The 21,410-nt window shown below is 72.4% G+C and carries 20 protein-coding genes; 9 read left to right on the top strand and 11 right to left on the bottom strand.

Going from position 1 to position 21,410, the window contains the following annotated elements; genetic code table 11:
• Nucleotides 1-92: 92 nt before the first annotated feature.
• The 4 genes from HHX35_RS37480 (at nucleotide 93) to HHX35_RS37465 (ending at nucleotide 4,175) form a co-directional block, all read left to right on the top strand.
• Nucleotides 93-278: a hypothetical protein gene (locus tag HHX35_RS37480; protein ID WP_220506328.1), complete on the top strand. Its 186-nt coding sequence runs from the start codon at nucleotides 93-95 to the stop codon at nucleotides 276-278.
• 4 nt (nucleotides 279-282) lie between these two features.
• Complete coding sequence (locus tag HHX35_RS37475; RefSeq protein ID WP_182903350.1) at nucleotides 283-1,377, top strand: winged helix DNA-binding domain-containing protein; 1,095 nt, start codon at nucleotides 283-285, stop codon at nucleotides 1,375-1,377.
• Nucleotides 1,378-1,478: 101 nt separating this feature from the next.
• Nucleotides 1,479-3,146 (top strand): class I adenylate-forming enzyme family protein, encoded by a 1,668-nt coding sequence (locus HHX35_RS37470; RefSeq protein ID WP_220506327.1) that lies wholly within the window; start codon nucleotides 1,479-1,481, stop codon nucleotides 3,144-3,146.
• A gap of 96 nt (nucleotides 3,147-3,242) precedes the next feature.
• A complete protein-coding gene (locus HHX35_RS37465) occupies nucleotides 3,243-4,175 on the top strand; it encodes a DMT family transporter (RefSeq protein WP_220506326.1) in 933 nt (310 codons plus the stop codon).
• Between the two features lie 52 nt (nucleotides 4,176-4,227).
• On the opposite strand, the gene HHX35_RS37460 is transcribed toward HHX35_RS37465, so the two are convergent.
• The 6 genes from HHX35_RS37460 to HHX35_RS37435 form a co-directional block, all read right to left on the bottom strand.
• Complete coding sequence (locus tag HHX35_RS37460) at nucleotides 4,228-6,255, bottom strand: beta-1,3-glucanase family protein (RefSeq protein WP_182903349.1); 2,028 nt, start codon at nucleotides 6,253-6,255, stop codon at nucleotides 4,228-4,230.
• Between the two features lie 160 nt (nucleotides 6,256-6,415).
• Nucleotides 6,416-7,045, bottom strand: coding sequence for a PaaI family thioesterase (locus tag HHX35_RS37455; RefSeq protein ID WP_182903348.1), 630 nt, complete (start codon nucleotides 7,043-7,045; stop codon nucleotides 6,416-6,418).
• Nucleotides 7,042-7,911, bottom strand: coding sequence for a MaoC/PaaZ C-terminal domain-containing protein (locus HHX35_RS37450; protein ID WP_182903347.1), 870 nt, complete (start codon nucleotides 7,909-7,911; stop codon nucleotides 7,042-7,044). The genes HHX35_RS37455 and HHX35_RS37450 overlap by 4 nt, the downstream gene beginning before the upstream one ends.
• A gap of 41 nt (nucleotides 7,912-7,952) precedes the next feature.
• Entirely contained in the window at nucleotides 7,953-10,190 is a 2,238-nt protein-coding gene (locus HHX35_RS37445) for an acyl-CoA dehydrogenase (RefSeq protein WP_182903346.1), read from the bottom strand.
• A 6-nt stretch (nucleotides 10,191-10,196) separates the two neighbouring features.
• Nucleotides 10,197-11,369, bottom strand: a complete 1,173-nt coding sequence (locus HHX35_RS37440) for a steroid 3-ketoacyl-CoA thiolase (protein WP_182903345.1) — start codon at nucleotides 11,367-11,369, stop codon at nucleotides 10,197-10,199.
• Nucleotides 11,362-11,670, bottom strand: coding sequence for a hypothetical protein (locus HHX35_RS37435; RefSeq protein WP_182903344.1), 309 nt, complete (start codon nucleotides 11,668-11,670; stop codon nucleotides 11,362-11,364). Before HHX35_RS37435 ends, HHX35_RS37440 begins: the two co-directional genes overlap by 8 nt.
• A 199-nt stretch (nucleotides 11,671-11,869) precedes the next feature.
• Here HHX35_RS37435 and HHX35_RS37430 point away from each other — a divergent pair, with 199 nt between their 5' ends.
• Nucleotides 11,870-12,802 carry a 3-oxoacyl-ACP reductase gene (locus HHX35_RS37430; RefSeq protein ID WP_182903343.1) on the top strand — a complete coding sequence of 311 codons (933 nt, stop codon included), beginning with the start codon at nucleotides 11,870-11,872 and terminating at the stop codon, nucleotides 12,800-12,802.
• Nucleotides 12,803-12,854: 52 nt separating this feature from the next.
• Here the strand turns inward: HHX35_RS37430 and HHX35_RS44915 are convergent, their stop codons facing one another.
• Genes HHX35_RS44915 through HHX35_RS37415 form a run of 3 tightly spaced genes read right to left on the bottom strand, consistent with a single transcriptional unit; the run spans nucleotide 12,855 to nucleotide 15,083 of the window.
• Nucleotides 12,855-13,631 carry an SDR family oxidoreductase gene (locus HHX35_RS44915; protein WP_182903342.1) on the bottom strand — a complete coding sequence of 259 codons (777 nt, stop codon included), beginning with the start codon at nucleotides 13,629-13,631 and terminating at the stop codon, nucleotides 12,855-12,857.
• 42 nt (nucleotides 13,632-13,673) lie between these two features.
• Nucleotides 13,674-14,414, bottom strand: a complete 741-nt coding sequence (locus HHX35_RS37420; RefSeq protein WP_182903341.1) for an SDR family NAD(P)-dependent oxidoreductase — start codon at nucleotides 14,412-14,414, stop codon at nucleotides 13,674-13,676.
• Nucleotides 14,415-14,465: 51 nt separating this feature from the next.
• Complete coding sequence (locus HHX35_RS37415) at nucleotides 14,466-15,083, bottom strand: TetR family transcriptional regulator (RefSeq protein ID WP_139572198.1); 618 nt, start codon at nucleotides 15,081-15,083, stop codon at nucleotides 14,466-14,468.
• A gap of 270 nt (nucleotides 15,084-15,353) precedes the next feature.
• Here HHX35_RS37415 and HHX35_RS37410 point away from each other — a divergent pair, with 270 nt between their 5' ends.
• The gene (locus HHX35_RS37410) at nucleotides 15,354-16,898 is read left to right on the top strand and encodes an FAD-binding protein (RefSeq protein WP_182903340.1); all 1,545 of its coding nucleotides are present in this window, start codon (nucleotides 15,354-15,356) and stop codon (nucleotides 16,896-16,898) included.
• Between the two features lie 101 nt (nucleotides 16,899-16,999).
• Here the strand turns inward: HHX35_RS37410 and hsaA are convergent, their stop codons facing one another.
• Nucleotides 17,000-18,166 (bottom strand): 3-hydroxy-9,10-secoandrosta-1,3,5(10)-triene-9,17-dione monooxygenase oxygenase subunit, encoded by a 1,167-nt coding sequence (gene hsaA, locus HHX35_RS37405; protein WP_182903339.1) that lies wholly within the window; start codon nucleotides 18,164-18,166, stop codon nucleotides 17,000-17,002.
• Nucleotides 18,167-18,338: 172 nt separating this feature from the next.
• Here hsaA and HHX35_RS37400 point away from each other — a divergent pair, with 172 nt between their 5' ends.
• Genes HHX35_RS37400 through HHX35_RS37390 form a run of 3 tightly spaced genes read left to right on the top strand, consistent with a single transcriptional unit; the run spans nucleotide 18,339 to nucleotide 20,553 of the window.
• Complete coding sequence (locus HHX35_RS37400) at nucleotides 18,339-19,508, top strand: Rieske 2Fe-2S domain-containing protein (RefSeq protein ID WP_310739563.1); 1,170 nt, start codon at nucleotides 18,339-18,341, stop codon at nucleotides 19,506-19,508.
• Complete coding sequence (locus tag HHX35_RS37395) at nucleotides 19,505-19,759, top strand: ferredoxin (protein ID WP_182903337.1); 255 nt, start codon at nucleotides 19,505-19,507, stop codon at nucleotides 19,757-19,759. The genes HHX35_RS37400 and HHX35_RS37395 overlap by 4 nt, the downstream gene beginning before the upstream one ends.
• Nucleotides 19,756-20,553 carry an SDR family oxidoreductase gene (locus HHX35_RS37390; protein WP_182903336.1) on the top strand — a complete coding sequence of 266 codons (798 nt, stop codon included), beginning with the start codon at nucleotides 19,756-19,758 and terminating at the stop codon, nucleotides 20,551-20,553. Before HHX35_RS37395 ends, HHX35_RS37390 begins: the two co-directional genes overlap by 4 nt.
• Nucleotides 20,554-20,604: 51 nt before the next feature.
• Here the strand turns inward: HHX35_RS37390 and HHX35_RS37385 are convergent, their stop codons facing one another.
• Nucleotides 20,605-21,357, bottom strand: coding sequence for a TetR/AcrR family transcriptional regulator (locus tag HHX35_RS37385; RefSeq protein WP_182903335.1), 753 nt, complete (start codon nucleotides 21,355-21,357; stop codon nucleotides 20,605-20,607).
• Nucleotides 21,358-21,410 lie beyond the last annotated feature (53 nt).

Here is a 21,410-nt window from a genome sequence, read left to right as displayed (position 1 = left end):
GTTCGGCCCGGTGGGCAATCCCGACCACGACGAGTGCGTCCGCATGACCCACCGGGCGCTGGACGCGCGCCGCCATCATCGGCCCCCGCACCATGGAACAGCTCGAGGATCTGCTGGCGGGGGCCACCATCACCCTCGGCGACGACATCCTCGACAAGATCGACGAGATCGTCCCGCCGGGGACCGACATCGGCCCCCTGGACATCTCCTACGATCCGCCGGCCGTCACGCTCCCGGCGCTGCGCAGGCGCCCGGCCGGCGACCGGGCCGCGGCCTGACACCATGACGGTCCTCGGCAGCCGCGCACTCAACCGCGCCACACTGGCTCGGCAGTTCCTGCTCGACCGCACTGACGCACCGGTGCTCGACGTCATCGCGCACCTGTGCGGCATGCAGGCACAGGAACCGCAGGAGCCGTTCTTCGGCCTGTGGTCGCGGGTGCGAGCCTTCCGGCCCGCGGCCCTGGACGGTCTGCTGACCGGACGGGCCGTGGTGCGCACCCATCTGATGCGCCGCACCGTCCACCTCGTCACCGCGGACGACGCGCTGGCCTGGCGTGCCCGGCACGACACCATGCTGCGCCAACGGGTGCTCACCACCTACCGCCGCGAACTCGCCGGACTCGATCCGGACGAGGTGGCGGCGGCCGGCAGGGAGGTCATGGCCGACGGCCTGCCCCGCACGATGGCCGAACTCGTCGACGCGCTTGCCGGCCGCTGGCCCGCACCGCCGCGCCGGGCTCTGGGTGAGCTGCTCGTCGCCGCGCTCATCCCGATGGCCCAGCTGCCCCCGCGCGGATTGTGGCGTACCAAAGCAGGGGTACGCAACGTTCCCCTCGCCATATGGCTGGGACGCGATGTCACCCCGCTCCGTCCGGACGGCCCCGACGAGGTCGGCCGGGCTCTGGTCCGCCGATATCTCGCCGCGTGCGGGCCCGCCGCGTCCGCGGACCTGCGCGCCTGGTGCGGTCTGGCCGGGCTGCCCGCCGCGGTCGACGCCGTACGCGAGGAACTCGTCGCCTTCCGCGACGAACGGGGCCGGCAACTGCTCGACCTGCCCGGCGCGCCGCGCCCCGACCCGGACACCCCCGCGCCTGTGCGGTTCCTGCCTGCGTTCGACAACGCGCTCCTCGGCTACCATGACCGCAGCCGCATCGTCGACGACGCCCACCGCGGCCTGTCGGTCGCCGGCGCCCGCGTCGTCCTGGTGGACGGCCGGGTCGCCGCGACCTGGGACGTCTCGGCCGGCAGCGTGATCGTCACCCCGCTGCGCCGCCTCTCCCGATCCGACCGCGACGCCGTGGCCAAGGAGGGGCGGTCGTTGGAGTCCTTCCTGTCCGGCGACAACATAGAGGGACTCGCCCCGCCGTCCCGGTGACCGGGAGTTCCGGCATCCCGCGCCCGGCCTTTGCCGACAATTTCGGGCACGGACGGACTCCGGCTCGCGGCTCATCCCGGCATGAAGGGGAACTGATAGGCATGTCGACAGATCCGAGGCTCGCGGCGGCGGCGGTGCTGGCCGGGCTCACCGGTCCCGGCGGGGCGTTCGAGCTCGCCGAGGAGGAGGTCCTCGGCGCGCGCATGACGGTCTTCAAGAACCGGCATCGCGACCTCGGCGAGGTGCTCACCGCCTCGGCCGCGTACGGCGACCGCGACTACATCGTGACGGCGCACGAGCGGCTGACCTTCGCCGAGCACGCGCGCCAGGCGGCCGCGCTGGCCACCGCACTGCGCGAGGAACACGGTGTGCGCTCCGGCGACCGCGTCGCGATCAACGCGGCCAACCACCCGGGCTGGATCGTCTCGTTCTGGGCGACGGTGGCCGCCGGCGCCATCGCGGTCGCGTACAACGCGTGGTGGTCACGCGGGGAGGTCGAGTACGCCCTCGGTCACACGGAGCCGAAGGTGCTGATCGCGGACGCCAAGCGGGCCGCGCTCGCCCCCGCGGGGACCACGGTCGTGACCCTTGAGGAGGACCTCCCCCGGCTGATCGAGCGGCACGCGGGCGCTCCGCTGGCCCCGCACGCCGCCGCCGAGGACGACCCGGCGGTGATCATCTACACCAGCGGCACCTCGGGCCGTCCCAAGGGGGCGGTCCACACGCATCGCAACCTCACCTCCGTGGTCGAATACCACCGGATGAACGACGCGCTGGCCCAGGCGTTCGGCGACCCGACGAACCCCGCGGACCGGCGCTACCTGCTGGCGCTGCCGCTGTTCCACATCGCGAGCCTGCACAATCTCGCGGTGCCCCGCCTCGCGACCGGCAGCGCCGTCGTGATGCACCTGGGCGCCTTCGACGTGGACCGCGTGCTGCGGCTCGTCGAGCGGGAGCGGGTCACCAACTGGGGCGCGGTGCCGACGATGGCGAACCGCCTGATCGAGCACGGCGACCTGTCGGGCTACGACCTGTCGTCGCTGACCGCCTTCGCGCTGGCCTCGGCGCCGTCCTCCCCCGCGTTCAAGCAGCGGCTGCGCGAGGCGTTCCCGGTCGCCCGGCAGTCCCTGGTGGACAGCTACGGCCTGACCGAGTCGTCCACCGCGATCGCCGTCGCCACCCCGGCCGACCTGGAGGAGGCCCCGGGGACGCTGGGCCGTCCGATCGCCACCGTGCGGCTGGAGATCCGCGACCCCGAGGGCAAGCCGTTGCCGGAGGGAGAGGAGGGCGAGGTCTGCGTCCGCAGCCCGTTCAACATGCTCGGCTACTGGCGGGATCCGCAGGCGACCGCACAGGCCATACGGAAGGACCGGTGGCTGCACACCGGCGACATCGGGCTGATCGAGAACGGGCGGCTGCGCCTCAGCACCCGCCGTTCCGACTTGATCATCCGGGGCGGGGAGAACGTCTATCCCGCCGAGATCGAGAACACGCTGGCCGAGCACCCGGCGGTGGTGGAGTGCGTCGTGCTCGGCGCCCCGCATCCCGACCTCGGCCAGGAGGTCGTCGCCGTTGTCGTCACGGCGGCCGGGACGGCGTCGGGGCACGACGTGGACGAGGACGACCTGCGGGCGCACCTGCGCGACCGGCTCGCCTACTTCAAGGTGCCGTCGCGGTGGCGGATCACGACCGAGGCGCTGCCGCGCAACGCCACCGGCAAGGTGATCCGCCAGGAGGTCAAGCGCGAGCTCGGCATCGCCGACTCCTGATACGCCCGTACGCCGTCCGATCGTCAGGCGTGAACCCGGCACCGCCGGGTAGCCGGAACGGATCACACCGGACCGCCGGGGGCGCGCATGACTCGTGTGAGTGAAAGCCGTACCGCGAAGGTCACCGACTCGGCCGCGGGCCATCCGTCCGTGTCGATGGCGCTGGGGGCGCTGTTCGTGTCGGCCTCGGCCGTCCTGATCCACCTGTCGGGCGCCTCACCGGGCACCGCCTCGTTCTACCGCTGCCTGCTGGCCCTTCCCGTGCTGGTTCCGCTCGCGCTGCTGGAGCGCGGGCGCGAGGGCAGGCGGGAGAGCAGGCGGGAAAGCACGGTGCCGGCGCGCCGGCGGGCCGTCACCCTCGCCGCGGGCGCCCTGTTCGCCGGCGACATGCTGCTGTGGACGGCGGCGATCGACGAGGTCGGCGCCGGGCTGTCCACCGTGCTCGTCAACGTCCAGGTGGTGATCGTGCCGCTGCTCGCCCTGCTGGTGGACCGCGAGCCGCCGCCCCGCCGCTTCGTCGTGTCCCTGCCCTTCCTCCTGCTCGGCGTGGTCCTGGCGAGCGGTGTGGCCGAGGGCGGCGCCGGCGGGAGCCGGCCGCTCCTCGGGACCGTCCACGCCGTGCTTGCGGCCGTGTGCTACTCGGGCTTCCTGTTCCTGCTGCGGCGGGGAGGACAGCAGGGGCAGGCGGTGCAGTCTTATCTGTGGGTGACCGTCGCCGCCGCCGGCGCCGCACTGGCCGCGGGCGCCCTCTGGCAGGGCGTCGATCCGGCTCCGGGCTGGACGGCCGTCGGATGGCTGGCCCTGGTCGCGCTCTTCGGGCAGGTGCTCGGCTGGCTCCTCGTCGCCGTGGCCGCGCCCCGTCTCGCCAGCCACGTCGGGGCCATCCTGCTGCTGCTCACGCCCGTCGGGGCCCTCGTCCTCGGCTGGGCCGTCCTCGGCGAGCACCCCTCCCCTCTCCAGCTGGCGGGCTGCGCCGTGATCCTCGCGAGCGGCACCTTCGCCACCACCCGTTCCGCCCGCGACTCCTGAGGCGGGTGATCCGGCCCGGCGGTGCGAGGGGGTGCACCGCCGGGCCGGTTCCTCACTGCACGGCGAAGCGCTGGGCGGCGCTGCCGTTGCAGTCGTAGATCTGCAGGCGGGTGCCGTTGCCGGTCGCGCCGCCGGGGGCGTCGACGCACCGGCCCGACTGGGGGTTCTGGATCGACCCGTTGGACAGCTGCACCCAGTTCTGCGCGCCTGTGTTGTTGCAGTCGTACAGCTGCAACGGCGTGCCGTTGGCGGTGCCGCCCGACTGCACGTCGAGGCAGCGGCCGAGGGTGCGCAGCGTCTGCCCGCTCCAGGTCCAGAACTGGTCCTTCGCGTAGGACTGGCAGTCCCACAGCTGCACCGCCGTGTTGTTGCCTCCGGTGTCGTCACCGGCGACGTCGACGCACTTGCCGCCGGGGCCGGCGATGTTCGCCCCGCCGGCGAAAGACCAGCGCTGGGCGGCGCTGCCGTTGCAGTCGTAGATCTGCAGGCGGGTGCCGTTGCCGGTCGCGCCGCTGGGCGAGTCGAGGCACCGGCCCGACCCGATGTTCTTGATGGAGCCGTCGGACTGCAGCACCCACTGCTGGTTGCCGCCGCCGAAGCAGTCCCAGATCTGCACCTTCGACCCGTTGGCGGTGCCGTTGTCGACGACGTCGAGGCACTTGCCGCCGTTGAACGTGCGCAGGGTGTCGCCGACCATCGTGTAGTGCTGGTCGACGGCGTAGGACTGGCAGTCCCACAGCTGCACCGGCGCGCCGTTGCCGCCCGTGTCGTCGCCCGCCACGTCGACGCACTTGCCGCCGGGGCCGGTGATCGGCTGACCGGCCACCGTGCCGCCGGGGCCGCCGGGGCCGCCGCCGGTGCCGAAGCTTCCGATCGTCATCCCGGCCGACGACGGGTTGGGCTGGTCGATCGTCGGGGCGAACCCGCCGACGTCGTCGTAGGAGAAGCCGTAGGCCAGGCCGTTCAGCGAGTTGGCGTGCATCGTCTTGCTGAACAGATTCGACGCGGACTGCCCGTAGAACTTCGTCGCGTCCGTCGTCGGCTGGGTGTCGTACATGACCCGGCCGGCCGTCGACAGCGTCGCACGGTTGAGGGCGGCGCACACCCGCGCGCCGACCGCGAGGATGGCCGCCTGGTCGGGCTGGTTCGGCGGTTGCATGCCGCCGGAGCATGCGAAGACGTCGCCCGTGGCCGGTCTGGTGAGCGTGCCGATGACGGCGCCAGACGCGTTCCTGAACGTCCAGTTCGTGCCGCTGGTCGTGCCGGTGAAGGTGCCCAGCGACGTCTGGACGGTCAACGGGTGCGTGGCGTAGTAGGACCACACCCCGTTCACGTAGGAGTCGAGGTACGTCGAGGGGAACAGGCCCTTGGCGATGGCGTGCACGGGCGCGAGCACGCGCACCGGGAGGCCGTCGGAGGCCCGGGTCGTCGTCAGGCCCGACCACGGCGACCCCAGCCCTGCGAACGCGTTGAGGATGCCGGTGCGGTTGCCGGGGATGCCCTGTGTCTGGGTGGTGCCGGAGGAGTCGGTGACGCTGACCGTCATCGGGATGCTGAACATGTCGACCGTGGTCGAGTTGATGAAGATGCCCGTGCCGCCGTTGCTGTCCCGGGCGAACTCCGTCCAGTCGTAGAGGATGCCGGCGTTCGGGTCGCTGTCGACCCAGGGCGCCGGCTCGACCAGGCCGTTCGTGGTCAGGAAGAACTGCAGCTTCGCGCCCATGGACACATAGACGCGGCCGCCGGACAGGCTCGGCGGCAGCGTGATGGTCGTGGTGGCGCCGTTGCCCGGCCCGGGGATCGCGATGTCCGGCGCCGGGACGGGGCCGTTGGGGATCGACGAGGGGAAACTGTACGCGCGCCACGTCCCCGAGGCGTCCACGTATCCCTGCCGTCCGGCCGAGCGGGCGACGACGTACACGTACGTCGCGTCGGCCCGGCCGGAGTTATTGGTGATCTTGAAGGGCAACTGCGTGACGGCGGCGTTCGCCGCCTGCTGCCCGGCGGCGAGGACGACCGCCTGGGCCAGCAACACGGCGGCGAGCAGAGCCCGCCGCCATCGCCGGAACGACACGTGCATCTCTCGGCTCCTCTGGGGGGTGCGGAGACAAGCTCTGAGAGCGCTCTCAGTAAAGTAACTTTACTGTTAACTGACCGCTCGTCAATAGCCGTCTACGCCGCGTTTCCCCGCGAAGAGCCGTAGCCACCTGTCCCGTGAGAGCGCTTACTCCTTTCGAGGGTCAGCGAGGCCGGTCGAGCTGCTTGTCGATGAACAGGCCCTCGGCCGTGACGCACACCTGTCCGCCCGCGGTGATCGTCCCGGTGGTGTAGATCTTGCGCCCGTCCACGGAGGTCTGCCGGCCGGTCACGGTCAGCCGCTCGAACAGCGGGGTGGGCCGGTGGTAGCGCAGGGTCAGCGTGCCCGTCATCCCCGAGGTCCCCGCCCAGGCGTTCGCGACGCCCAGCGTGTGGTCGAGCAGCAGCGCCGACACGCCGCCGTGCACGCACCCGGGAGGCCCCTGGTAGGGCATGCCCAGCACGACCTCGCCCTCGATGGACCCGTCGTCCCTGCCGTACAGGCGCAGCGGCGGGGCGATCGCGTTCTCCGGCCCGGTCACCGGGTCGTGCCGGGTCACCCCCTCCCCCCGCCACATGTCGACCATGCGCTCGCCCACCGTGGGGGCGTGCGCCTCCAGGTGATCGGCCACGGCGTTCAGCTGCTCGGCGACCTGGGTCATCTCGACCGCCGACATGTCGCCCGAGTGCAGCAGCGCGTCGATCACGCGGCGGGCCGCGGCGACCGCCGCGTCCACGCCCTCGTTGTTCGGGGTCGCCGTCAGCTCCGTACGGTCGATCCGCGTCTCCGTCATGAGATCTCCGCTGTCGCGTGGGTGAGCACTGCGGCGTCGCCGCGCTCCGGGCAGGTGGACCGGAACACCAGCCGGTCGGCCTCGCGCCACACGGTGGTCCGGATCGTCTCGCCGGGGAACAGCACCCCGGCGAAACGCACCGACAGCCCGGTCAGCCTGGTCACGTCACCGCCGAGGACGCCGTCCGCCAGCGCCTTCGCCACTATGCCGTACGACGCGAGGCCGTGCAGGATCGGGTGGTCGAAGCCGGCCGCCCGTGCGAATGCGGGGTCGGCGTGCAGCGGGTTGAGGTCGCCGTTGAGCCGGTAGAGCAGGGCCTGCCCGGGGGTGGTCGGCGAGTCGAGCACGTGGTCGGGCTCCCGGTCCGGCTCCGTCCAGGGGGTCTCCGGGCCCGGCTCGCCGCCGAAGCCGCCCTCGCCGCGCGCCCAGATCAGCATGGTCGTGGTCCACAGCGGGTCGCCCGCGGGATCGGCCGCCGCCTGCTCCATCTCGATCACCGCGGCCTTGCCCTTGTCCCAGATGTTCGCGACCCGGGAGGACACGACGGCCTCACCGGCCGCGGGCAGCGGCCGGTGCACGGTGAGCACCTGCCCGGCGTGCAGGATCCTGCGCAGGTCGATGTCGATGCCGGGCATGCTCATCGCGGTCGGCGGGCGCTCACCCGCCGAGATCCCCTGCCCGGCGACCATGGCGAAGGTGGGCAGCACCCGAAGCCCGCGCTCGTAGGTGTAGGACAGCTCGGGATCGGCGCCCGCGTCCCTCCCCGCGCCCAGGCTGAGGTGATAGAGCAGCACGTCGCGGCTGGTCCAGGAGATCTCCCGGGCGGCCGGCGGCGCGCCCATGGCCTTGTCGGCGTCGATGGGCATGCCTCAGTCCTCCTCCTCGTCGTCTCGGCGGCCCCTGCCGATCACGCCTTGACCTCCGGGTCGCGGGGCAGTCCGAGCAGACGCTCGCCGATGATGTTGAGCTGCACGTCGGTGGTGCCCCCGGCGATGGACATGCAGCGGGAGCTGAGGAAGCGCAGCGTGGGGTCGGACCGCCGGCCCATCCCCTCGCCGGTCAGGGAGTCCGGGCCGATCCAGTCCATGGCGGTCTCCCAGACCTCCTGCACGTGCTCGACGCCGATCAGCTTGGCCACACTGGACTCCGCGCCGGGCTGCTGCCCGGTCAGCGACCGCAGTGTGGTCCGCAGCGCGAACAGCGCCCCTGACTGGGCGTCGCAGAGGATGCCGCCGAGCCGGGTCAGCCGCTCGTCGTCCGTCTCGTCCGGCCGTTCCGCGGCGATGTGCAGCAGCGCCTCGCCACCGCTGCCCAAGGAGGAATCGTGCGACAGCGAGACCCGCTCGTTGGCCAGCGTCGTGCGGGCCAGCTTCCAGCCGTCGCCCGGCTGCGCGACGAGCATCTCGTCGGGGATGAACACGTCGTCGAAGAACACCTCGTTGAACAGCGCCTCGCCGGTCAGCTCGCGCAGCGGCCGGATGTCGATGCCGGGGCTGGACATGTCGAGCAGGAAGTACGACAGGCCCTTGTGCTTGGGCGCCTCCGGGTCGGTGCGGGCCAGCAGGATGCCCCACTGCGCCTGGCGGGCCATCGACGTCCAGACCTTCTGGCCGTTGATCTTCCAGCCGCCCTCGACCTTCTCGGCCCGGGTGGTCAGGGCCGCGAGGTCGGAGCCCGCGCCCGGCTCGCTGAACAGCTGGCACCACACCAGGTCGCCGCACAGCGTCCGCGGCAGGAACCGCCCCTGCTGCTCGGGGCTGCCGTGCGCGATCAGGGTCGGCACCACCCAGGCGCCGATGACCATGTCGGCCGCGCGCAGCCCGGCGGCCCGCATCTCCTCGGCCATCACGAGCTGGGTGACCGCGTCCGCGCCCTTCCCCCAGGGCTCGGGCAGGTGTGGCGCGGTGTAGCCGTGCTCGGCCAGGTACCTCAGCCGGTCGCGGCCGTCGAGGTCGAGAGCCGGCCTCAGCTCGGCGCGCGCCTCCGCGCGGACCCGTTCGGCCTCCGGCGGCAGCTCGACGCCGAGCTCGCGGCGCACGCCGTCCAGGGTGAGCCGGGCCACCCTGCGGCGCCACCACGAGACCGGGCCGAGCGTGATGCGCAGCGTCTGCGCCCGGCGCAGGTACAGGCCGGCGTCGTGCTCCCAGGTGAAGCCGATGCCGCCGAGCGTCTGGATGCAGTCCTTGGTGACGGAGAAAGCGGCCTCCACGCTGGTCGCCCCGGCGACCGCCGCGGCCAGCGCCGCCTCCCCGGCAGAAGCGTCGGTCTCGTCGAGAGCCCGGGCCGCGTCCCAGGCACAAACCCGCGCCTGCTCGGCCCGGGTCAGCATGCGGGCGCAGCGGTGCTTGACGCCCTGGAACCGGCCGATCGGACGGCCGAACTGGTGGCGCACCTTCGCGTACTCGGCGGCGGTGGCGGTGGCCCAGTCGGCCAGGCCGGACGCCTCGGCCGCGAACAGCGTGGCGGCCAGGTCGAGCACGGGGTTGTCGGCAAACACGGGGTTGTCGGCAAGCACGGCGCTGTGGGCGAGGCCGTCCAGCACGCCGGCCGCGGGGACGGCGACGCCGGCGGCGCGCACCCGCGACGGGCGGCGGGTCAGGTCGTGGCCGGGCAGGTCCTCGGTCTCCACCGCCTCGCGCGGCAGCACGACCCAGGCCGTGCCGGTCCCGTCGGCGGCGGGCAGCACGAACAGGTCGGCGACGTGGCCGCCCAGGACCGGCTCCGAGACCCCGGAGACCACGGCCTCCCCGCCCTCGCCGCGGGTGAGGGTGAGCCCGCCGGGCCGGAGGCCGACCGCGGCGGTCTTCTCCCCGCCGGCCAGCGCCGCCAGGTGGGCCGTGTGCCCGGCGCGGGCCAGCACGGCGCCCGCGAGCACCGTGGGCAAGAACGGCCCGGGGACCATGGCCCGGCCCAGCTCCTCCACCACGACGGCGAGTTCGAGCAGGCCGGAGCCCGCTCCACCGGCCTCCTCGGGCAGGTGCAGCCCGAGCAGGCCCTGCTCGGCCAGCAGCGGCCAGAACTTCGGCAGCTCCTCGTGCTCGGCGTCCACCGCCTGCCGCACCACGGCCGGCGTCACGTGCCGGGCCGCGAAGGCGCGTACGGCGTCGCGCAGGTCGCGCTGCTCGTCGGTCAGTCCGATCGACATGCTTCCTCAGATCCGTTCGATGATGGTGGCCGTGGCGTGGGCGCCGCCCGCGCACATGGTGACCAGGGCCGTCGAGCCGCCGGTGCGCTCCAGCTCGTACACCGCCTGGGTGATCAGGCGGGAGCCGGTGGAGCCGACGGCGTGGCCGAGCGCGATCGCGCCGCCGTTCACGTTGACCTTGTCCATGTCGGCGTCGAGCTCCCGCGCCCAGGAGAGCACGACCGAGGCGAACGCCTCGTTGATCTCGACGAGGTCGAGATCGGACAGCTTCATGCCCGCCTTCTTCAGCACGTGCCGGGTCGCGTCGATCGGACCGTCGAGGTGGTAGTAGGGGTCGGAGCCGACCATGCCGGAGGCGACGATGCGCGCCCGCGGGCGCAGGCCGAGATCGCGGGCCCGGCCGGCGCTCATCAGCAGCACGCCGGCCGCGCCGTCGCTGATCTGCGAGGAGTTGCCCGCGGTGTGGATGCCCTCCGGCATCACCGGCTGCAACCTCCCCAGGGCCTCCATGCCGGTGTCGCGCAGCCCCTGGTCGCTGGTGACGACGGCGGTCTCTCCTGTCGGGCCCTCGGGCCCCATCACGGGCGCCTCGACCGCGAGTACCTGCCCGTCGAACCTGCCTTCCGCCCACGCCCGCGCCGCGCGCTGCTGGGAGCGCAGGCCGAACGCGTCGGCGTCCTCGCGGGTGATGCCGCGCCGCCGCGCGATCCGCTCGGCCGCGGTGAACTGGTCGGGCATGTCCAGCGACCACGACGGCGGGAACGGGCTGCCGGCCTCGGGGGTGACCGCCGCGCCGAGGAAGACCCGGCTCATCACCTCGACGCCGCAGCCGATGCCGACGTCGACGGCGCCGGCCGCGATCAACCCGGCCACCAGGTGGACCGCCTGCTGGCCGGACCCGCACGCGCAGTCGATCGACGTGCAGGCCGTGCCGTACGGCAGGCCGGCGTGCAGCCACGCCTGGCGGGTGACGTTGTTGGCCTGCTCCCCTGCCTGGGTGACGCAGCCGCCGATCACCTGCTCGACCGCCTCGGGTGCGAGGCCGCTGCGCTCGATCAGGCCCCGGTGCACCACGCCGAGCAGCTCGGCCGGGTGCAGCCCGGACAGGACGCCGTAGCGCTTGCCGACCGGTGTGCGCACCGCGTCGACGATGACGGCCTCAGTGACGGTCTCAGCCATCGTTCCTCCTGGTATGCGTTGACAGGCCCGTGTTCGTTGAAAGCACAGACTCGGCCCAGCGGTAGTCGGCCTTGCCGCTGGGCGAGCGCTCGACGACGTCCACGACGACGATCGACGCGGGCACCTTGTATCCGGCGATCTGCGTGCGGCCGGACACCGGCCGCGCGCAGGTGGTTCGCCAGAGCGTTCGCCCTGGCGTCGAGCTCCCCGAAGTGGAGCCGCCGGGCGTCGCAGACCAGGGCGCGGCGTTCGGGGACCGCCGCGGCGCGGCCTCGAACAGGGATGCCACGTTCAGGGTCATGGGAGGAGGCTAGAAATCATTTCTGTTCCGGGCAACGGCCCAGTCCCGCTCAGTGGTGCCGCCGATCGCTTACCGCACAGCATGGAGCCCATCCTTGTGTCGCTGGGCGGGATGCGCACGACCGCGGACATCCCGACGAGGGGAAACTAGAATACATACTAGTTATTGGGACGATCACCGAGTGAGCAGGAGCGCGCAGATGAGCTCGAACACGAGCCTGGAGAACAGGACCGCCGTCGTCACCGGCGCGGGAGCGGGGCTGGGCCGCAGCGAGGCCCTCGCCCTCGCCGAAGGCGGCGCGAACGTCGTCGTCAACGACGTCGGCCCGGCCGCCGAGGACGTCGCGGCCGAGATCAGGGCGCTCGGCCGCAAGGCCGTCGCTGTGACGGGCGACGTCGGCGACTGGTCCATGGGCGACCGGCTCGTCCAGACGGCCGTGGGCACCTTCGGCGGTCTGGACATCGTGGTGAACAACGCCGGCGTGCTGCGCGACAAGATGCTGTTCAACCTGACCGAGTCCGACTGGGACGACGTCATCCGCGTCCACCTCAAGGGACACGCCGTGCTGTCGCGCGCCGCCGCGGTCCACTGGCGGGCGGCGAGCAAGGCCGCCGGCGGCCCCGTCTACGGCCGCGTGATCAACACCTCGTCCGAGGCGTTCCTGTTCGGATCGGCCGGTCAGCCGAACTACTCCGCCGCCAAAGCCGGCATCGTCGCGCTGACCCTGTCGACCGCCCAGGGCCTGTCGCGCTACGGCGTGCGGGCCAACGCGATCTGCCCCAGGGCCCGTACGGGCATGACCGCGCACGTGTTCGGTGACGGCGGCGAGATGGGCGGGCTGGACACCCTCGCCCCCGAGCGGGTGGCCACGTTCGTCGCCTACCTCGCCTCCCCCGCGTCGGAGGAGATCACCGGCCAGGTGTTCGTGGTGTACGGCGACATGGTGGCCCTCATGGCGGCCCCGACCGTGGAGCGCAAGTTCACCGCCGCCGACGGCGTGTTCTCCGTCGAGGAGCTGGACGCGCAGGTCACCGCGCACTTCCACGGGCGGGACCCGTACCGGACCTTCGCGGCCTACTCGGTGGCGCAGCTCGACACCACGGGCGTGGAGAACAACGCGGCCGCGAAGTGACGGACGCGGGGGCCGCCGCGGACGTCCGCGGCGGCCCCTCACGCAGAAGTGATCAGTACACCTCGGGGCCGCGCAGGGTGGCCTCGGCGCCGCCGTCCACGAAGATGATCTGCCCGGCCATGTGGGAGTTCTCCGGGCTCACCAGCCAGCGCAGCGCGTCGGCCACCACCTCGGGCTCGGCGTAGCCGTTCAACGGCATCGGCACCGCCCTGTCCATGATCTTCCGCATCGTCTCGTCCTCGAACAGGGGCGCCGACATCGGGGTCAGCACGACGCCCGGCGCCACCGCGTTGAGCGGGATGCCGCATCGGGCCCACTCCGGCGACACGGCCCGTGCGCGCAGCCAGCGGACCAGGGCGGACTTCGAGGCGGGGTAGAGCAGCCGGCCCTCGCCGCGCTCGACCGCCTCCCCTGCCAGGGCGACCGCCCGCGGCTCGTCGCCGTCGAGGCAGGCGCGAACCACCTCGGGGTCGGCGGGCTGGGTGGCGGAGATCGAGGCCACCACGGCGGCGCGCGGCCGCTCCGCCCGGGCGAGCGCCGGGCGCAGCCCCTCCAGGACCGCGGTCGCGCCGAAGAAGTTGACGGTGACCGTGCTCACGGTCACCCCTGAGACGCCGGCGCAGGCCACGACGCCGTCCAGCGCGCCGTCCGCACTGTCGAGCACCGACTCCACCGCGAGCGCCCGCCCATCCGGCGTGGACAGGTCGGCGCACACGTCGGCGTCCTTGAGATCGACGCCGATCACCTCGTCGCCGCCCGCTCGCAGCGAGGCCGCGAGGGCCCTGCCGATGCCCGAGGCCGACCCGGTCACCGCGATCTTCCGTGTCACGTCGTCGCTCCTTGTCGAGGGGGGCGTCGTCGAAGGGGGGCGTCAGGTTCCGGAGCCGCCGTCGACCCGGACGTTCGCACCCGTGAGATATCCGCCGTCCGAGGAGGCCGCGAACGCGATCGCGGCCGCGATCTGCTCAGGGGCGGCGCTGCCGAGCAGCGAGCGGATCCGCCCGAAGTACCTCAGGTCCACCCCCTCGGGAAACTCGATGTCGCGCGTCAGCGGGGTCGCCACCGTGCCCGGGGAGATCGGCACCACCCGGATGCCGCGCCCCACCACCTCGGCGGCCAGGCTCAGCGAGAAGGCCAGCACCGCCCCCTTCGACGCGGCGTAGGCCGTCATGTACGGGTTGCCCTGGGTGGCCGCGATCGACGCGACGTTCACGATCACACCGGTCCGGTCGGGCAGGTGGCGCAGCGCCTCCCGGCAGAACAGCGCGGTGCCGACCAGGTTGACCGAGAACAGCAGGTTGAGGTCGGCCACGGTCAGCGACGCGATCGGCGTCGTCCGCTGGATTCCCGCGACGTTGACCAGCACGTCGATGCCGCCGAGCGCGGCGGCCGCCGCGTCCACGGCCGCGACCACGGCCCGCTCGTCCGTCACGTCGGCCACGTGCGGGACGTACGGGCCCTTCACCAGCTCGCCCGTTTCCACCAGGCCCCGCTCGTCCCGGTCCACGCCGAAGACGTGGGCTCCCTCGGCCGCGAGCCGGACCGCGGTGGCCCGCCCGATCCCCGAAGCGGCACCCGTGAGCAGGACTCTCACGTCCTCGAAGCGGTTCATGGCGCCGCACCCTACCGACGGGTGGGACGAGACGGCCGGGTGGCGTCCCGGTCAGCGGGAGGCGGCGTTGGAGCGGGGCGCGAGCAGCAGCCGGCAGGCGATCCGGATGTCGCTTTCGGTGTCGGGGACCGACGCCCGGCCGTTCAGGCTCGACTGCAGCACGCCATACCAGCACTGCATGAGCAGCCGGATCAGCGTGACGTCCATGACGGTCGGCTCCTGGATGCCGAGCGTGCGCAGGACGATCTGCCGGAACGTCATGTCGATCCGGCCGGCGTCGGCCACCGCGGCGGCGTTGGCGGAGTTCGCCGACTGCAGCATCGCGGTGGCGAGCGCGGGGCGGCGCAGCAACTGCCTGCTGGCCAGCACGAGCACGTCGGCGACGGCGTCCTCAGGCGCGGTGCCCGGCTTCGGCTGCGGGACGCTCTCGTCGAACCGGTCGATCTGCTCGGCCATCACGGCGGTGAACAGGTGGGTCTTCGAGGGGAAGTACCGGTACAGCGTGGCGATCGCCACCCCGGCCTCCTTGGCCACCTCGTGCATCTGGACGCGCTCGAGGCCCTTCTCCGCGCCCATCCGGGCGGCGGCGCGCAGGATGCGCAGGTGCCGGGCCCGCTGCTCCGGCGAGTTGGGCTCCGCCGGCGCCCTGACCTCGGCGATCCTCGGCACGTCTCCCCCTGACCGTTCGTGTGTCGCAACGACGATACACAGCGGTGTGGGCCTGCCTGCCACTGGTCCATACCACTGAGTGGGATAGCCGGCCTGGCGCGCCTCCTGCTGCGCTTGCCTGTACGCCACCACTGTCAGGGACGACGGGAGGACGGGCATGGCGGTCGCACCGAGCGAGCCGGAGAGGCGCGCCGGCCTCTGGACTGAGGAGCGCGCGGGAGCGGAGCGACCAGAGCGCGACGAGGGAAGAGGGCGGATATGAGCGCCTCGATGGCGAAGCGGGAAACACAGCAGCCGTGGGACGACGAGTACGACGTGGTGGTGGCCGGTTCCGGCGCGGGAGCCATGACCGGCGCGCTGACGGCGGCGGCGGGCGGGCTGCGCACGGTCGTGCTGGAGAAGACGGCGCTGCTCGGCGGCACGTCCGCCTACTCCGGCGCGGCCGTCTGGCTGCCCGGCACCCAGGTGCAGCGCCGCGCGGGGATCGGCGATTCGGCGGAGTCCGCCCGCGCCTACCTCGTCGCGCTGCTGGGCGAGGCGGAGTCCGACCGGCGGGAGGCGTTCCTCGCGACCGCGCCCGAGGTGGCCGAGTTCCTGGAGCGCGACCCGTCGGTCGAGTTCGAGTGGCGGGCCTTTCCCGACTACTTCCCGGCGCCGGGGCGGCTCGACGGGGGTCGCTCGTTCGTCCCGCTTGATCTGCCGGCCGAACGGCTCGGCGACCTCGCCGCCCTCGTCCGGCCGCCGGTGGACCGCGACCGCGCGGGCCTGGGCCACGCCGAGGGACCGCTGTCGGCCGGGCGGGCGCTGATCGGCCGCCTGCTGCTCGCTCTGACGAACACCGGCAACGGCACCGTGCGCACCGGCACCGCGCTCACCCGGCTCGTGGTCGAGGACGGCCGGGTGACCGGTGTGGAGGCCGCGACCGCCGGCGGAACCGTACGGCTGCGCGCCGCGAGGGGCGTCCTGCTGGCCGCCGGCGGGTTCGAGGGCGACGCCGCGATGCGCGCCGAGCACGGCGTCCCGGGGACCGCCGAGTGGTCGATGGCCCCGGCGGGCGCGAACACCGGCGACCCGATCAGGGCCGCCGCCGCGATCGGCGCGGCCACCGGTCTCATGGACGAGGCGTGGTGGTGCCCGGGCCTGGCGCTGCCGGACGGCCGGGCCGCGTTCACGCTGGGCTTCCGCGGCGGGCTCATGGTCGACGCGTCGGGCCGCAGGTTCGCCAACGAGTCGCTGCCCTACGACCGCATGGGCCGCGAGATGACGGCGGCGCCGGGCCGCGTGCCGGCCCATCTGATCTTCGACTCCCGCTTCGGCGGTCGGCTCCCGGCGATCTCGCTGCCGGGACGCCCCGCCGACGAGCATCTCGATGCCGGCACCTGGGTGCGCGCGGAGAGCCTGCCCGAGCTGGCGGAACTGATCGGCGTGCCGGAGGAGGCGCTCGCGGGCACCGTCGAGCGGTTCAACGGCTTCGCCGCGACCGGCGTGGACGAGGACTTCCACCGCGGCGAGGACCCCTACGACCTGTTCTTCGCGGGCAGGCCGGGGGACCGGCCGAACCCGTGCCTGGTCCCGGTGGACACGCCGCCCTACTACGCCGCCCGGGTGGTGCTCAGCGACCTGGGAACCAAGGGCGGCCTGCGCACCGACCCCGACGGACGGGTGCTCGACGGGGCCGGGCGACCGATCCCCGGCCTGTACGCCGCGGGCAACACCAGCGCCTCGTTCTCCGGGCGCCGTTATCCCGGCCCCGGTGTCCCGATCGGCTCGGCCATGGTCTTCGCCTACCGGGCCGTGAAGGACCTGGCCCGCTGAGTTGGCCCAGGAAGATCCTCGCCGGGGGAACACCCGCGTCCACCTGCTGACGGTTGTGAAAGGGGCCCGGACGCGGCGCGTCCGGGCCCCTCACCCGTCCGTCAGATCAGGTTGTCCTCGACGGCCAGGCCGAACTCGCCCTTGCCGTACATCGCGAGGGCCCGCTCGACGTCGTTGGCCACGTGGACGCTGCCCGCGTGGGCGTCGCGCCAGGCTCGCTCGATCGGGTTGCCCCGGCTGAGGGAGTTGCCCCCGGCGGTCTTGAACAGGATGTCGATCGCCTCCAGCGCCCGCTCGGTGGCGCGCACCTGGTCCCTGCGCACCCGCAGCCGCAGCTCGGCCGGGATCGTCTCGCCCCGCACCGCGTGCTCGTACACCTCCCGCACGTTGCGGTCGGTCTGCAGGATCGCCGCGTCGATCTCCGACGCCGCCCGGGCGACGGCGACCTGCGCGAACTGGTCCTCCGCGAACCGGCCACCGCCCAGGCTGAGCCGTACGCGGTCGCGCATCGCGGTCACGTACGACCGGTAGCAGCCGGCGGCCATCCCGATGACCGGGGCGGTGATCGTGGTGGTGAACACGGTGCCGAACGGGATGCGGAAGAGCGGGCCGGTGTTCACCTTCTGGCCGGGGCCGCGCAGCTGCGCCATCTCGTAGTTGCGCATCACGCGGTGCGCGGGCACGAAGGCGTCCTCGACGATGAGGTCATTGCTGCCCGTGCCGCGCAGCCCGATGACGTCCCACACGTCCGCGATGAGGTAGTCGGAGCGGGGCACCAGCACGGTCATGAAGTCCACCGGCCTGCCCTGATCGCCGAGGACCAGGCCGCCCACCATCGCCCACGACGCGTGCTCGCAGCCCGAGGAGAACCGCCACCGGCCGGACAGCCGATAGCCGCCCTCGACGGGAATGAGCCGTCCGACCGGCGCGTACGACGAGGAGATCAGCGCGTCCGGGTCGCTCCCCCACACCTCGTCCTGGGCGGCCTCCTCGAACAGGGCGAGCTGCCAGGGGTGCACGCCGAGCACGGCGACGGTCCAGCCGGTGGACCCGCACACCGCCGAGATCTCCCGGACCACCTCGTAGAAGCCCACCGGATCACCTTCGATGCCGCCGTACCTCTTGGGCTGCAGCATCCGGAAGACTCCGGCCTGGACCAGCTCCCTGATCGACTCCGCAGGGACCCGCCGGTCCTCGTCGGTGGACCGGGCCCGTTCGGCGATCTTCGGCAGCAGCGCCCGAACCGCGTCCAGGACCTCGTTGCTCATCTGGGAGTCCTCCGTGTCACGCTCGTCGGTCAGATGCCGTCCATGATGGTGCGTGGAGCCGATGACCGCATGTCAGGACACTCCCGGCCAATGGGACTCGCCATCCGGCGGGCCGCCACAGCTCCTACGTTGGCGGACTGAGAGAACGTGTGTCCTGAAGGGTCGGATCAAGGTGACTGCAGTAGAAGCCGGGAACGACGACATCCGCAGAATCGAGGCGGAGGCGGTGCCCACTCGGTTCGCCCGGGGCTGGCACTGCCTGGGGCTGTCGGAGAAGTTCAAGGACGGCAAGCCGCACACGGTCGACGCCTTCGGCCAGAAGCTCGTGGTCTTCCAGAGCGGCGACGGCAGGATCAACGTGCTCGACGCCTACTGCCGGCACATGGGCGGGGATCTGTCGCAGGGCACGATCAAGGGCGACGAGATCGCCTGCCCGTTCCACGACTGGCGCTGGGGCGGCGACGGCCGCTGCAAGAAGATCCCCTACTCGCGCCGGGTCCCGCTGCGCGCCCGCACCGCGGCCTGGATCACCATGGACCAGGACGGCCTGTTGTTCGTGTGGAACGACCCGGAGGGCAACCCGCCGCCGCCGGAGGTCACGATCCCCAGGATCGAGGGCGCGACGCGGGACGACTGGACCGACTGGGTCTGGACCGAGACCATCGTGAACACCAACTGCCGCGAGGTCGTGGACAACGTCGTCGACATGGCGCACTTCTTCTACGTCCACTACTCGTTCCCGACGTACTTCAAGAACATCTTCGAGGGCCACGTCGCCACGCAGATCATGAAGGGCAGCGGCCGCCAGGACACCCGCCCGCCCGCCAAGGACGGCGAGCCGAGGCTGCTCGGCAACGACTCGGTGGCGTCGTACCACGGGCCGTCCTTCATGATCGACGATCTGACGTACCACTACGACACCATGGACATCAACTCGGTCCTGATCAACGCCCACTACCCCATCGACGCGACCTCGTTCGTGCTGCACTCGGGGATCATCGTGCAGCGCACCGACAAGCTCTCCGGGCCCGCGGCCGACGAGATGGCCAGGAGGATGAGCTCCTTCATCCTCAAGGGCTTCGACCAGGACGTGCAGATCTGGAAGAACAAGGCCCGCATCGACAACCCGCTGCTGTGCGAGGAGGACGGGCCGGTCTACCAGCTGCGCCGCTGGTACGAGCAGTTCTACGTGGACGTCGCCGACGTGAGGCCGGAGATGGTGGAGCGCTTCGAGTTCGAGCTCGACACCACCCGCCCGGTCGAGGCGTGGAAGAAGGAGGTCGAGGAGAACCTCGCCCGCAAGGCCGCGGAGCTTCCGGCGAGCACGGGCCGGCCCGCATGACGATCCGCCCCGACAACCGGCTGCTCGACGCGCCCATGCAGCCGCTGACCTGCAGGCGGTGCGGCGCCGGCGTGGAGGTGCGCAAGGCGAGCTGGCACCAGACCAGCGTCCAGTGGAACGCCGACGCGGCCGGCACCTGCCAGGAGCGCCGCACCGCCGGACCAGGGATCTTCCCCGGCTGCGCGGCGCTGCGGGACTCCATCGTCCAGGCCGCCCTCGACGGCGAGATCGCCGTACCGGAGGAACCGTGATCGACAAGAATGTGTACGGCCCCTGGGCCGTCGTCGCGGGCGGATCCGAGGGAGTGGGCGCGTCGTTCGCCCATCGGCTCGCCGACGCCGGGCTCAACCTCGTGCTCGTCGCCCGCAAGCCCGGGCCGCTGGCCGAGACGGCCGAGCAGGTCAGGGCCAAGGGCGTCGAGGTGCGTACGCTGGAGCTCGACCTGACCGACCCGGGCGCGGTCAAGGCCGTCCGCTCGGTGACCGACGACGTCGAGGTGGGCCTGCTGATCTTCAACGCGGGCGCCAACAGCTACGGCCACGAGTTCGTGACCGGCGACCTCGACCGGGTGCGGGGAGTCGTCGACCTCAACATCACCGCCCAGCTCGCGCTCACCCATCACTTCGGCGCGCTGATGCGGGAGCGGCGCCGCGGCGGCATCATCCTGGTCGGCTCGCTCGCCGGATACATGGGCCAGGCGCAGATCAGCGTCTACTCGGCGGTCAAGGCGTTCAGCCGCGTCTTCGCCGAAGGTCTCTGGCTGGAGCTGGGCGAGCACGGCGTGCACGTGCTCGAACTCGTCCTCGGCGTCACCCGCACTCCGGCGATGGAGCGGGCGGGGCTGCGGATGGACCTGCCCGGGCTCAACGTGGCCGAGCCCGCCGACGTGGCGCGCGAGGGCCTGGAGCACCTCGCCGACGGCCCGGTCTGGATCGCGGGCGGCAACGAGGAGACGGCCCGCAAGCGGAGCGGCTTCCCCCGGGCCGAGATGGTGCGCAGGGCCCACCAGGCGACGAAGCGGATGATCCCCCCGCCCAGCTCCTGAGCGCTCCGCGACGACAGGCGGTCACCCTTCCGGGTGACCGCCTTTCTCGTGTCAGATCTTCAGCCGGGCCGCGATGCCGTCGAGGACGCTGTCCAGCCCCAGCTCGAACTGCCAGTCGTCGTCGTCCTTCCTGACGCCCTGGCGGATGTAGCGCTCGAACGCGGGATAGCGGCCCGACTCCAGCAGCCACCTCATCCGCGACGAGTAGAGGCTGCGCAGGTCGTCCATCTTCTCCGCGCCCTCCTTGCGCATCAGCCTGGCCATCCTGATCCGGGCGGTGGTCGCTCCAGTGACGAACGCGGTGACCGTTCCGATGACGGTCATCGCCGTGTCGGCGTCGAGGCCGAGGCCGTCCAGCGACGCGAGGAGCCGGTCGGTGCGCGCGACGAAATTGGGGGTCAGCGGCCCGGAATGGGCCGTGGTCTCGACCAGCCAGGGATGGCGCAGGGTGAGGGCGCGCAGCCGCATGGCGGACACGCGCAGGACCTCCCGCCAGTCGCTGCCCTCTCCGGCCCGCGCCTCCTCGGCGTAGACCGCGTCCACCATCAGCTCGATCACGTCGTCCTTGCCGCGCACGTAGCGGTAGAGGCCCATGGTGGCGACGCCGAGCCGCTCGGCCAGCCGGCGCATCGAGACCGCGTCGAGCCCCTCGGCGTCGGCGATCTCCACGGCCGCCGCGCCGATCTGCGCGTGGGTCAGCGCCGCGCGGGGAGGCCGGGCGGGGCGCTGCATCCGCTGCCAGATGGATTCCTGGACGCCGTCCCCTGTGTCGTCGGCGGGGTCGTCCGCTTTCTTCCCGGCCATCGTGGTGCTCCTCCCAGTTCGGTGTGTACATCGTACTCGGACTTGTACATCGT

Source organism: Microbispora sp. H10830 (assembly GCF_014161375.1).
GTDB lineage: Bacteria > Actinomycetota > Actinomycetes > Streptosporangiales > Streptosporangiaceae > Microbispora > Microbispora catharanthi.
This window is presented reverse-complemented; position numbering and strand designations above follow the sequence as displayed.